At 43.1% G+C, this 13,216-nt stretch carries 11 protein-coding genes; 7 read left to right on the top strand and 4 right to left on the bottom strand.

What is annotated here, in order from left to right; genetic code table 11:
* Positions 1–242 precede the first annotated feature (242 nt).
* Positions 243–1,271 (top strand): YeiH family protein, encoded by a 1,029-nt coding sequence (locus tag PU629_RS21245; protein ID WP_275282013.1) that lies wholly within the window; start codon positions 243–245, stop codon positions 1,269–1,271.
* 325 nt (positions 1,272–1,596) lie between these two features.
* Here the strand turns inward: PU629_RS21245 and PU629_RS21240 are convergent, their stop codons facing one another.
* Complete coding sequence (locus tag PU629_RS21240) at positions 1,597–2,502, bottom strand: SDR family oxidoreductase (protein WP_275282012.1); 906 nt, start codon at positions 2,500–2,502, stop codon at positions 1,597–1,599.
* Between the two features lie 124 nt (positions 2,503–2,626).
* The gene (locus PU629_RS21235) at positions 2,627–3,490 is read right to left on the bottom strand and encodes an AraC family transcriptional regulator (RefSeq protein ID WP_275282011.1); all 864 of its coding nucleotides are present in this window, start codon (positions 3,488–3,490) and stop codon (positions 2,627–2,629) included.
* A gap of 122 nt (positions 3,491–3,612) precedes the next feature.
* Here PU629_RS21235 and PU629_RS21230 point away from each other — a divergent pair, with 122 nt between their 5' ends.
* The 6 genes from PU629_RS21230 (at position 3,613) to PU629_RS21205 (ending at position 9,170) form a co-directional block, all read left to right on the top strand.
* Complete coding sequence (locus tag PU629_RS21230) at positions 3,613–4,419, top strand: sugar phosphate isomerase/epimerase family protein (RefSeq protein ID WP_275282010.1); 807 nt, start codon at positions 3,613–3,615, stop codon at positions 4,417–4,419.
* Between the two features lie 125 nt (positions 4,420–4,544).
* Positions 4,545–5,618, top strand: coding sequence for a Gfo/Idh/MocA family protein (locus PU629_RS21225; protein ID WP_275282009.1), 1,074 nt, complete (start codon positions 4,545–4,547; stop codon positions 5,616–5,618).
* A 318-nt stretch (positions 5,619–5,936) separates the two neighbouring features.
* On the top strand, positions 5,937–6,647 hold the full coding sequence (locus tag PU629_RS21220; RefSeq protein ID WP_275282008.1) for a cytochrome c biogenesis protein CcdA: 711 nt from the start codon (positions 5,937–5,939) through the stop codon (positions 6,645–6,647).
* Positions 6,648–6,786: 139 nt separating this feature from the next.
* Complete coding sequence (locus PU629_RS21215) at positions 6,787–7,878, top strand: GNAT family N-acetyltransferase (protein WP_275282007.1); 1,092 nt, start codon at positions 6,787–6,789, stop codon at positions 7,876–7,878.
* Positions 7,879–8,178: 300 nt separating this feature from the next.
* Positions 8,179–8,655 carry a hypothetical protein gene (locus PU629_RS21210; protein WP_275282006.1) on the top strand — a complete coding sequence of 159 codons (477 nt, stop codon included), beginning with the start codon at positions 8,179–8,181 and terminating at the stop codon, positions 8,653–8,655.
* A 62-nt stretch (positions 8,656–8,717) separates the two neighbouring features.
* Positions 8,718–9,170, top strand: coding sequence for a CBO0543 family protein (locus PU629_RS21205; protein WP_275282005.1), 453 nt, complete (start codon positions 8,718–8,720; stop codon positions 9,168–9,170).
* A 139-nt stretch (positions 9,171–9,309) separates the two neighbouring features.
* Here the strand turns inward: PU629_RS21205 and glmS are convergent, their stop codons facing one another.
* A complete protein-coding gene (gene glmS, locus PU629_RS21200) occupies positions 9,310–11,145 on the bottom strand; it encodes a glutamine--fructose-6-phosphate transaminase (isomerizing) (protein WP_275282004.1) in 1,836 nt (611 codons plus the stop codon).
* A 356-nt stretch (positions 11,146–11,501) separates the two neighbouring features.
* The gene (locus tag PU629_RS21195; RefSeq protein ID WP_275282003.1) at positions 11,502–13,010 is read right to left on the bottom strand and encodes an MDR family MFS transporter; all 1,509 of its coding nucleotides are present in this window, start codon (positions 13,008–13,010) and stop codon (positions 11,502–11,504) included.
* Positions 13,011–13,216: the final 206 nt, after the last annotated feature.

Genomic DNA, 13,216 nt, shown 5'->3' with positions numbered 1-13,216 from the left:
TTCCCTAGAAAGGTAATGAATGACAAAGCCTACTGACAGACACGCTTTGTTAGACATATATGCTTAAGACTAGGGAACTATGAACCTGAGTTTTCGTTCTAGATGGTGATGGCCAGCCTTGACCGAACAGAATGGAGTAACCATAACTAAAAGGTTATGGTTACAATCATAATAATCTATTTTACTTATGTTAAATCAGGGATTAAGCTAGAGTCAGAAGTCATAATTTGGAGGTAACGCAGATGATCAATAAGGAAAAAACAAAAGCGGTTCCTTCTTCTGTGTGGAGATATTGGATAGCTGGAGTTGGTTTTACCTTCGTCATTGCATTATTAGGGTTCGGTCTTGCTAAACTCCCTGGAATTAAATCGGTTGGCCCTTTGGCCTGTGCCATTATAATCGCCGTTCTTTATCGACAGTTTTGGGGCTACCCTGAAAAGCTGAGGGCGGGGATTCAATTTGCTTCAAAACGATTGCTTCGTTTGGCCATCATCCTATTTGGCCTCAAACTAAATATGGATGTGGTGCTGCATCAGGGGCTCGGTCTTCTTGTAAGAGGGGCTGGCACCATTGTATTTGCCATAATTGTGATGCTCCTTCTCGCTAAGTGGTTTAAAGCAGATTTTGATTTGTCCCTCTTGCTAGGGATCGGAACAGGAGTTTGTGGGGCAGCTGCCATTGCCGCTGTTTCACCAATTGTAAAGGCAAAGGAAGAGGACACTGCAATTGGTGCGGGGATTATTGCGCTCGTCGGAACGATTTTTTCTATTTTGTATACGATTCTAAGAACCCATGTCTCGTTATCAGCTTCTAATTACGGGATTTGGTCAGGTGTAAGCTTACATGAGATTGCCCAAGTGGCCTTAGCCGGGGCACCAGCGGGTCCTAATGCTTTAGCCATTGCCCTGCTCGCGAAGCTGGGGCGTGTGTTCCTGCTTATCCCTGTCAGCCTTATCCTAATGGTTTGGATGAAGCGAAAGGGAAAACTAGAAAATGAGCCGGTGAAGCTTGAATACCCTTGGTTTCTAGCAGGATTTATTATTATGAGTCTATTGGGGACATATGGGTTTGGCAAAGTGATTCCTGTGCCCGGGTCATTCTTAAACACGCTATCTAGTTTTACAACCTTTATTCTTACAATGGCCATGATTGGTTTAGGATTGAATGTGAGTTTGGCTACTCTGAGGACGAAGGCATTGCGCCCGCTCATTGCTATGGTCATTACATCTCTTTTACTCTCTCTTGTCACATATTTTACGCTTGCAATTTGATTCAGAGAGACGTCTCGGAAAACCAATGAATAATGGAAGGGAAACGGATGGCGGGCAGAGTGTTCCTTCAAGTTTTTATCGATTTTCAAATATGGAGCGCTCTATGAATGGGAATGGGATAGCTATTCAAATTGGACCTGTTTTGAGTGTAGTGAACTGAATTGCCTGTGTGAGGCATTAGTAGATCCGTTAATGTAGTATTTCTTGGTTAGAAACGGCAATAGCTTGTGGTGGCTCACTTGCAAGTGCTGTTTTTTAATAAAGGCAGTGGGAACAGACCTCTTTAAGCTGTGATTCTTTCAATAGAGGTCTGTTCTTATTTTCTTCAGGAACTGACCATTGTTCCGCCATTGACGTGAATGACCTGTCCAGTTACATATCTGGAATCATCTGACGCCAAATAGACATAAGCGGGTGCGAGTTCAAAAGGTTGGCCAGCACGTTTCATAGGGGTGTCTAGGCCAAAGGTTTCCACGTCTTCCGCTGAGAAGCTTGAAGGAATAAGAGGTGTCCAAATCGGACCAGGTGCAACCGCATTGACACGAATATTCTGTGAGGCAAGATTTTGAGAGAGGGCACGTGTAAAGCCGACTATGGCTCCTTTGGTTGCGGTATAATCAATTAGTTTTTTATTCCCCTCGTAGGCCACGACAGAAGCCGTGTTCACAATCGCATCCCCTTCTTTTAAATGAGGTAAGGAGGCTTTTGACATATAAAAAAAGACGTAGATATTGGTTTTAAATGTGGCATCCCACTGCTCAATGGAGATATCTAGGAGGCTCTCCTGCGGGAACTGAACGCCGTTATTATTTACAAGTATATTTAACTGACCAAAAGTATCGAGTGCTGTTTCAACGACAGATTGGCAATGGTCCGGGTCACGTAAATCTCCCGGAATCATGATGGCTTTTTGACCGAGCTCTTCAATACGTTTTTGCGTTCGATCCGCATCCTGTTTTTCATAATCACTGTAATAAGGAATAACAAGGTCCGCTCCCTCTTTGGCAAAGGCGATGGCTGTCGCCGCACCGATCCCGCTGTCTCCTCCAGTAATAATAGCTGTCTTTCCTTTGAGTTTACCGCTTCCTTTGTATGCGGGGTTTTCAATAATAGGCTGGGGGTACATAATGGATTCAATCCCAGGCTGCCTAACCTGATGTTGAGGGGGAAAAGATAAGATCTTCTCTTTACTCTGAGTGGTTTTCTTAAAATAAGGATATTCAGGATACATAAATGGCCTCTCCTCTTCATTTAGTCACTTAATATCCTATTGAAGTGCCTAGAAAAAGGTGATGAGATGACCAGCTTCAGGGGCGGTTCTCCTAAATGGAACAAGAGAACCGTCCCTTCGTTTCCTATTTGGCTCGATAATCGGATGGGGTGGTCCCTTTAAAGCTGCGGAAGGCACGGGAGAAGGTCTTAAAGGAATTGTAACCGACTTCGTGGGCAATGGCTGTGACAGGAGAGTCGGTCGAGATCAGTAGACTGCAGGCATGGCGCAAGCGCACTTCATGCAGAAATGTGACGAAGCTTTCTCCCATCTGCTGCTTGAATTGTTCACTTAAATAAGGTGCACTGACATTAAAAAGTTTGGCTAAATGAGTGAGGGAAAGGGGGTCTTGATAATGGTTATGTATATAGTGAACAACCTGCCAAACCACTCCTTTTGGATAAGAAGAGGCAGCTTCAGGCGGAAGGTGATGCCTATTTTTTCTTAAACGAATAAATTGGATCATAACTTCGATAAGCTTGGCTCGAATTAACAGCTCTCGCCCCGTTTCATTCCCGTTATACTCCTTAAGCATTTCTCGCAAAAGAGCCTCAAACTGCTGATAGGTCTCTTCATCTAATTGAAGATAAGCAGGAACTGGATAGGCATTCGTTTCCCCCATAAGAAAACGGTTCAGGTCGGTCTCACCCAAACTCATTTCAAAAAGACTAAGGTCAAAATTACAATTATAAAGTTCTAACGGTGAGTGTGTATCGGAATGAATTTCATGGATCTGATAGGGTGAAATGAAGGTGAAGGTTCCAGGCTTCATTGGATGCGGCTTGCCGTTCACTATTTCAGTTCCGTGTCCCTTAATGACAAGTGAAAACTCAAGAAAATCATGCCGGTGAGAAGGAAATAAGGTCTTGATTGTATGAATGGAAAGATGGAAGGGGAAATGGCTGTTCATATTGGGATAGTCTGATAAATACAATGGAAGAACCGTCATGTTGGCCCAAGCCCCCTTTAGATGAAAAAATGAGATAGACTGCTGAAAAAGTGACACGCTTTTCCGATAACTTTAGCTTAACATATTTATTAAAACCCTGTAACTTATAGGAGGAGAGACGGATGACGTTTGCGTTTATGACAGCCAATTTTGTGGCACGAGAATTGAATTATACCGATAGCTTGGATTGGGGAAAATGTCATCAGGCAACAGTTGAAGCGTTCCACGGCCCTCAATTTTCGGCTAAGTTTGAGGAGTTAATCTTAGAAATCAAAGGGATGGGGTTTGATGCTATTGAGTTATGGGTGGCCCATCTTGATCCGTTTAAAGCAACGCCAGAAATGATTGAGCAGGCCAATGCCATTTTGAAGAAGTATGAGATGAGTGTGATCTCTTATACAGCGGGTTTTGGGGAGCCAGGGATCACACACGAGGATGCTGTCCAAATTTTTGAAACGGCAAAAGCAATTGGAGCCCCTGTCTTTGCACAAGGTTTTCACCCTGATAACGGTCCTTTGGTAAGTGAATTAGCAGAAGCTTACACGATTAAAGTGGGTTTGGAAAATCATCCTGAAAAAACGCCTCAAGAGGTCATTGATAAGGTTGGTCCTTTTTCTCCTTGGGTGGGGTCAGCCATCGATACAGGCTGGTTTGCTACACAAGGCTATGATCCTGTTCAAGCCGTTTATGATTTAAAGGATTATATCGTCCATGTTCACTTAAAGGATGTAAAAGCGCCAGGAGCTCATGATACTTGTGCGCTTGGAGACGGCATCGTGGATATCAAAGGTGTGATGGCTGCACTTAAGGAGATTGGGTTTACGGGGCCAATGACCGTGGAGCATGAACCCCATACTTATGATCCAACAGAAGAAGTCAAAGTGAGCCTTGAACGCGTAAAGGCTTGGCAGGCTGAATTAGAGAAGTAATAGAAAGGGAACGGCGAGAAACTGGGTCAAAGTGTTCTCCCAATCCAAGAAGGTTGGGGAGCGGCAGGGGTCCAAGAAGCATTAGAAAAAACAAGGAATTTAATAAATAATTGGAGGGACAATAGATGTCAGAGGGTAAGGTTCGTTTAGGTGTTATTGGAGCGGGAAATATTGGCAACGTTCATATGAGTGTGTTTAGTCAGCTGAAGGATGAAGCGGTGCTCGCCGCAGTAACCGATGACTTCCGTCCGCTTGCAGAAAAAGCAGCTAAAGAGTACGCGATTGATACCATTCATGAATCAGCTGAGCAACTCATTCAGGATGACAAAGTGGATGCGGTCATTATTGGCGTACCCAACGCTTTTCATGCTCCTCTTGCTATTCAAGCCTTAAAAGCAGGCAAGCATGTCCTTTTAGAAAAGCCAATGGGGATTAATGGAGAAGCGGCTAAAGAAATTGTTAGGGTTCAGAGGGAATCAGGAAACGTGTTAATGGTCGGACATCAAATGCGCTGGCAATGGCAGATGCTTGAAATGAAACGACAAATGGACCTTGGGGCAATCGGGGATGTCTACAATGCCAAAACCGGCTGGTGGCGCCGCAAAGGGATTCCAGGTTGGGGAACTTGGTTTACACAGAAAGAAATATCAGGCGGAGGCCCCCTCATTGATATCGGTGTGCACATGTTGGATCTCGCTTTGTCCCTCATGGGTGACCCGAAGCCTGTCTCAGTCTATGGCTCAACCTATGCCGCATTTGGTCCTAAGAAAAAAGGAATCGGAACATGGGGGAAGCCTAATTGGAACGGTCACTTTGATGTGGAGGATTTAGCAACCGCCTTAATTAAAATGGATAATGGGGCCACTCTATCCTTAGAGGTCAGCTGGGCTGTCAATATGGCAAGCGATAATCAACCATTTGTTCATTTGATGGGGTCTGAAGGCGGTGCTTCTTTAGTGGGTGATCGGTGTACACTAGTCACTGAAAAATTTGACCGTGCGATTGATATTGATCTTGTAAAACCAGAAGGACAAATTGAGGACCGCCTGCTGCTGAGCAAGCACTTCTTAGAATGTATAAGAGAAGGAAAAGAACCTATTACCTCTGCTATGACAGGTCTTAAAAATAATCTTGTACTAGATGCGATCTGTGAGTCTTCTAAAACTGGTCATGAAGTAACCATTGATTGGGAGATTTAAGGCGTTACAGTGACCTTAAGCAATCGGGGAGGCGCGATCAGGACCGGGCCGAGCCCCAGGGCTAGATCGGACCGGACAACCGGACTCTACCGGACACTGAGTCCGTTAGAGGGCGAAATGAAGGGTCGAAGAGGGGAAAAAGTGGCTGTAACGGACTGGGTGTCCGTTACAATTAAAGAAAACGTGTTTTTGCCTCACGGAACACTAGCAGCCCTTCCCATACTTCAAGAAAAATAGTAATCTAGAGATAATACTAACCTTGTAGACATAAGATTCTTATTAATTGGATTATTTGCTTGTGTAAAGGAGGGACCTGGGGTGGCTGCACATGTGACGTTACTGCTCGCTTTTGGTGCGGGCTTGCTTTCCTTCATTTCACCTTGTACTTTTCCGGTTTATCCCGGTTTTTTGTCTTACGTCACAGGGGTATCGGTAGAGGAATTACGAGATCAAAAAGGCATGAGGCAGCGCCGTGCCCTTCTACACGCCTTATTATTTCTGCTCGGATTTTCAATCATTTTCGTTGCGCTAGGCGCGTCGACCAGTTTCATTGGTCAATTGTTCAGTTTGTATGGGGATTTCTTGAGACGTATCGGTGGAATTCTGATCGTTGTATTTGGGCTTGTAGTCGTTGGTGTATTTAAGCCTGAATTTCTCATGCAGGAGAAGAAGATCACCTTTAAAAACCGTCCTGCTGGTTACTTCGGATCCATCTTAATTGGAATGGGCTTTGCGGCAGGCTGGACCCCTTGCTCGGGACCGATCCTTGTGTCTGTAATGGCAATGGGCATCGCTAACCCTGGGCTTGGACTATTTTATATGGCAGCTTACGTCCTGGGTTTTGCTGTTCCGTTTGTTGTTCTTGCCTTTTTCATTGGCCGATTGAAGTGGATTCGGACCTATAGCTCGGTATTGACCAAAGCTGGCGGGATTATCATGATTGTGATGGGGGTACTCCTCTTCTTTGATTGGATGCCAAAGCTGAGTTCCTATATTGTAAGCCTGTTCGGTGGCTTTACTGGATTTTGATCAGGCTTTTATAAATCGCCCTTTTCTTTGAGAAAGGGCGATTTTTTCTAAAAATTAAAAGAACTAAAAAGGAATTGAGGATTAGGTTAACGAATTATAGTGATTAATATAGAGGCTAAACGGAATGGGGGAAATCAAAATGGTGGAAATTCGCCGATTGCAGCGCGGTGAGGAACAGATGGCTTATAGATTGTCAGATAGGGTTTTTCGAAATGATCATCAAAAATCAATGGGACTAGCCTTCCCAAGCATCTTTTTGCCAGATGTTATTTCGCATTCGTATGGCGGATTTGTTGACGGAGAACTAGTGGCCTTCTTTGGACTCGTTCCTTCGACGATTAAGGTAGGGCCGGCCAGGCTTCAAGTTTACTCCATCGGGTCGGTCTGTACACATCCTGGCCACCGTGGTCAGGGCTATGCCGCCGCTATTCTTGATCAGATTCTAGAAGATCTGAAGCAAACGGAAGCCTGCTTGCTGCTTGTTTCTGGTGATCGGTCCCTATATACCCGTGTCGGATGCAGGCCCTTTGGACAGGTGAATCATTATAAAGTTTCTAGGACTTCCGAACCGCTTAATTCTGGCTTGACAATAAGGGAGATGGAGCCTCAGGATTTGCATGCCTGTGCTCGTTTGGCAAGAGAACGTGAGACGGGCTATGATTTGAGTGTTCAGGACTTCGCAATCCTTATTGAAGCAGAGGCTTATGCGAGCTGTTTGAACCTGCATCACAAAGTGCTAGTCCTTAAGAATGACGGCGAAGTTAAAGCCTTTTTGGCAGCGGGTATTCCTAATAATTTGGATGACTCTGCAAAGGCGACTGGAATTGAGTGGGCAGGGGAACCTTATGATGTGGTTCAGCTTGCAAAGGAGCTGCTAAACCGTGAGGAACTGACAGAAATCTCGCTTCCTGTACCTTGGCATGATTCTGCTCTCCAGAAAGCACTAGAGGGTTATGAGTATCAAACCAAAGGCAACCAAGGGACGATTTTAATCATTAACCCGGACCGGTTGGTTGAACAAGCGGCCCCTTATTATAAGCAATTACGAGGAAGTCTATCATTAAGTTGGAACAAAGGGCAAGGGGCTGGACAGCTCTTCATTGCCGGGAAAACGATTCAGCTTTCACTAGAAGAAATGCTTCAATTTTTCTTCAACCCGGAATATAAGAAAGGCGCGGTTAATGGACAGGCCTTACCCTTCCCTTATACCGCAGGATTAAACTATATTTAGCTATAAGTTATTATTCGCGAAATTGTCTGTTTATTCAGAGGGAAATAATTTCGGATGGGTCTTATTTTTGGGAAATAACGAAGGGGAAAGCTAAAGGCAAACGAACGTTATGAGGAATTTTTTAATGGTGCAGGATGGTTCTGTACCATTTTTTGCTGCGAAGTTTGCTTTAATACCACGAGTTATAGAATTCATAGTCAAGCGGCTCAAGATCTCGGCTGCTTACAAGAATTGACTGAAGATGCAATTTTTGAATGGATTTCGTCTGAAATAGACAATATAACTTTGGAGGTGGGAATCTTGAAAAACTCTAAGTTCTTTTTGTTGGCTATTTTGGCACTTCCATGGTTAAGTATCCCTTTACTCGGGAAGAAGAACTTTATAAATTATTTACCTGCTGCTATTTTTATGTGCACTTTTACAAAGGCATTAGATAACTATGGTGAAACTAAAAAATGGTGGAAGTTCTATAAAGGAATCCCACCATTTAATAGTATGAACTTTTTTAATTTTGGTCCTTACCTTATTTCAAGTCTCTGGATGTTAAGATTGGGCTATCGAAAATTAATCCTCTATTTTATTTCCAATATCATCTTACACATTTGTTTTATTTATCTTGGAGGACTAAAGTTTGTGCATCACTTTAAACTATTTTCTTTAAAACGATTAACAAAGCGTCACTATTTGGGCATCGACATTTTAAGGGCATTGGTTTTATATGGGTTTCAATCTATCATTGGTTTGAGCGGTAAAAGGGCTTCTCAATTTTATAAATAATTCAATAGAAAGCGCAAAGTGACCGTTTCGTATTAAACATAAAAGATTAGAGAGTGGAAAAAATGCCCTACACCTTTATTCTAATGTCTGCACTTGTTTTGTATACAATCGTTTATTTTGTACCGAAACGACTCTCTTATTCAGAAATGTACACAACCTCAATTTTTGCCATTTTATTTAATACTTTAGTTGATGTCTATCTTGATCTCCGGCTTGATTTATATGGTTATTTTAAAAAAGGGCCAGATTATGAGACGCTGTTGGTATTGGTTGGCATTTTTCCGCCATTCAATATAATTTACCTGAATCGATTTCCATATGGAGAAAAATTAGTAATTAAAATTCGCTATATATTAATTTGGGCAATGATAGCCGTTTTTTATGAATATTTGGCTTTTAAAAGCGGACTTTTATATTATAGAAAATGGTCACTTCTTTACTCTGCGATGTGTTATCCTTTTAGTCTTACTATTACTGTTTTAAATTATATGCTCATAAAACGGCTTTCCAAATAAATGGGGAATGTTCTTGTTCTTAGAGGTAAAAAGCAAGCTGACCATAAGAGGCACTGTGAAAAAATAATGGCTTGCTAAATCTGTTTGGACAGTTTGCAAGCCATTACTTGAGTTAATTGAAGAAGGTTCTTCATATTCCTTATTCTACTGTTAAGCTTTTGGCAAGATTCCGCGGTCGGTCGACATTATAGCCTCTAACGGTTCCCGCGTAATAAGCGAGGAGCTGAAGCGGGATGGCCGCTATTATAGGCATGAGAAAGGGATGAGCCTCTGGAATATATAGGACCTCATCAACAGCGTCGCTTACCTCATCATCTCCCACGGTTGTGACCCCAACAACAAACGCCTTCCGAGCTTTGGCTTCACGAATATTGTTGACCGTTTTTTCTTTTAGATGCGGTTGGGTGGCCAAGGCAATGACAGGCACACCAGGGGTAATAAGAGCCATGGTTCCATGTTTCATTTCTCCAGCTGGATAGGCGTCAGCGTGGAGGTACGCGACTTCCTGAAGCTTTAGCGCGCCTTCAAGAGCCAGCACGTAATCCAAGCCTTTTCCAATTAAGAAGAGGTGGTCTTGGTCGTTTGTAACCTGTGCAAATTGGTCAATCGCATCCTCGGTCATAATGAGGGAGGTTTCGACGGCAGCAGGCAATCCTTGAAGAGCATGGATGAGTTCAGGGACAAGCGCTTTATTTGCACGGTCGAGATGTTCGGCTAAAGAAATAGCAAGAAGCAGCAGGGCTGTCATTTGGGCTGTATAAGCCTTCGTGGCTGGTACGGCGAGCTCAGGTCCTGCTTTGGTTAACACCGTATAGTCCGCCTTCCGAGCAATGTTACGCCTTAAATAATTCGTGATGGCAATAGTCGTACACCCTGAGCACTTCGCCTCTTTTAGGGCGGACAAAGTATCTGCCGTTTCCCCAGACTGACTGAGGACGATGACCAAGTGACTCGAATCTAAGGGACCATGATCCGAATTGAATTCACTTGAAAGAGAGACTTCAATCGGGATATTAAGCATAGACTCAAACACGCGTTTCCCCATCATGCCAGAATGATAAGAGGTTCCGCTAGCGACGATATCGATTTTTCTAAGCGCTTTAAAATCATAAGACTTAAAAAGGGGTTCTAGTTCTGGCAGATGAACATGTGCAGGATAGAGACGCCCTTCCAAAGTAGCTTGAATCGCTTTTGGCTGCTCCATAATTTCTTTTAACATAAAATGATCATAGGTTTGCAGGCCAATGTCTTCTTGATCAAATTCAAGCGTGACTTTCTTGGGTTCCACGATCTCGCCTTCAAACGTTTGAATCAGGCATTCATTCGAAGAGATTAAAGCAAATTCACCGTTTCGTATGGGATAGATCGTCTTAGTATAATGGAGGAGCGCTGGAATATCCGAAGAAAGAAAGTATTCATGATTCCCAAACCCGAGAATTAGCGGGTTATCTTGAGAAATTGCAATCATCTTTCCTGGAGAAGCAGAAGACATAATGACAAGTGCAAATGCTCCTTTAAGAAGAGGAATCACTCTCTGAACCGTTGTGACGAAATCCCCTGTATCATATTCTGCGAGTAAATGGGGAATGACCTCTGTGTCTGTCTCGGTTTTAAAGGTATGTCCTTTTAAGCGCAGTTCCTTCTTTAGGGTATGGTCATTTTCAATAATGCCATTGTGGACAACAAAAAAACGGTTTTCCGAATCGCTAAGAGGGTGAGAGTTCGCCGCTGTTGGCGCTCCATGTGAAGCCCATCTTGTATGGCCCATTCCGATTGTGCCATTAATGATAGGTTCGAGAAATAGAGAAGCCTCAAGGTCCTCAATTCGGCCTTCCTCTTTCCTTGTTTCAATGATTTGTCCGTTAGAAAGCGCAATTCCTGCTGAATCATAGCCTCTATAGTCAAGCCTCTTTAGACAAGTAAGGAGAATATCTTGGGCAGGTTTTTGCCCCATATACCCAACAATACCACTCATCCTTTGATCACCTCATTTTTAGAGCTTAGGCATTAGGGCCCTCTGATTTTTTGTAAGTAAAGCTTCTTTGGTATGATGATAAACCAAATTTGTTAAAATGGCACGAATTGTGTAACGTTTTAACAAATAAGCAACTGTCTAAGTTAGAGATTGTTAATGCATAGGGGGATTATATTATATTAATGTTTCATGTGTATATATGCAAAAAGAGAATGTCCCAAAATATGAGAGGTTTCGGTACAACTTCCCTTTTTGCAGATAGGAATAAACATACGGAATCGTTAAGGGGGCGAAGAGAAATTGAAAAACCCGACTGATTTGTCGAGAAAAACAAAATCAATCGGGTTGTTTAATGATTAATGAGAGGGCTTTGTTTGTTTTTGCTGTTCAAGAACTTTAGCGTGTGATGGTAAGAAAAGGGTAACGACAAGTGTAGCTAGTCCAATAATAAAGGAAAGAACAAAAACATTGTGCAAGGTATGCGCCAGTGTTTTTTGGATGATTTCTAAGACAGCAGGCTGCAGCTTGCTGACAGCGGCATTGGAGTTCAGAATCCCACTGATACTTTCTCCTGACATCTTGCCTCCTGAAACCTTTTCACCATAAGTCACAATGGTATTGTTAAAGATCGTTCCATAGACGGCGACGCCAACGGTTTGGCCAACGGATCGCATAAAGGTGTTGGAAGCCGTTGCTGCCCCACGCATTTGCCAGCCAACTGCTGACTGGACAAGGACAGTGGCGGGTGTTGTGGAATAGCCCATACCAAGACCGATGACAATCATGATTCCGACAAAATACCAATAAGGTGAGTTGAGGCTGAGAGCTAGTAACCATGTTGACCCTAAAGCAATAAGCACGGCACCAATAACAGCTGTTGTTTTGGAACCAATCTTATACATATATCGACCAGCAAAAGTAGCTCCAAGGGGCCAAGCGATCGACATCGGCATTAGGGTGAGACCAGAGCTAGTAGCGCTGTGACCGAGAATGGTCTGGATCCACATTGGAAGGTAAACGTTGACGCCAATTAAGACCCCGCTTGATAAGAAGACCATCAAGTTGGAAGTGAGAATGATTGGCTTCTTAAAGAGAGAAGGCGGCAGCATCGGCTCAGTCACTTTTGTTTCAAGTATTGCAAATAAGATAATGAATATTATTGCGACAGCAAACAACGTGTATATTGGAGCGGAATTCCAGGCGTATTTGGAACCGCCGTTTAATAAGGCGTATAGAAGTGATGAAATCCCTATTGTAAATGTAATCGCACCAAAGTAATCGATTTTTCGGCTCTTTCTTTCACCTAATGTCTCATGGAAGAAGAGAGTAATAAGAATCAAGGAGACTAACCCAACAGGAAGGTTAATATAGAAAATCCATCTCCATGAAATATGGTCAACAAAAAAGCCACCCACTAGAGGGCCTAATAGACCGGCAATTCCCCAAATTGAACTAAAAACGCCTTGCATTCTTGCGCGCTGCTCACCAGGAAAGAGATCGCCTATAATTGTAAAAGTAACCGGCATAACGGCTCCTGCACCAATCCCTTGAAAAGCACGGAACCAGATAAGCTGCGCCATGGTGTGAGCAGCCCCGGAGAGCATCGAGCCTAATACAAATAGAATAACCCCGATGATAAAAATAATTTTTCGACCAAAAAGATCAGCCAGCTTCCCATAAATAGGGGTGGTCACAGAGGTGGTTAGAGTATAAATAGCAAATACCCAGCTAATTAGTTTGAGACCGCTCAGATCCGCTACAATTTTAGGCATTGCAGTACTGACGACTGTGACATCGATCGCAACTAGGAAAGTTGCAACGAGCATCGCGACCGTAGCCATTTTTCTGTTTGTTTCTTTAGGCATGCACTAATCTCCTATTCTAATAAATAATGACAAAAAATAAAATAATACCCTTTGAAAGTATAGCGGATTTTAATGGCTTAAGCGAGGAAATCACCCTAAAAATATGAACTTTTTTAATAGGTGCAGCAAGCGAAAAATCATGTTCTCTTAGTTAATGTGGAGGAAGGCCCTATGGAGCAAAATACATGCTAGATGTTCAGGAAGTG

The organism is Pullulanibacillus sp. KACC 23026 (assembly GCF_029094525.1).
Taxonomy (GTDB): Bacteria; Bacillota; Bacilli; order Bacillales; family Sporolactobacillaceae; genus KACC-23026.
The sequence above is the reverse complement of the archived record's forward strand: the minus strand, read 5'-3'. Positions and strand labels throughout refer to the sequence as shown.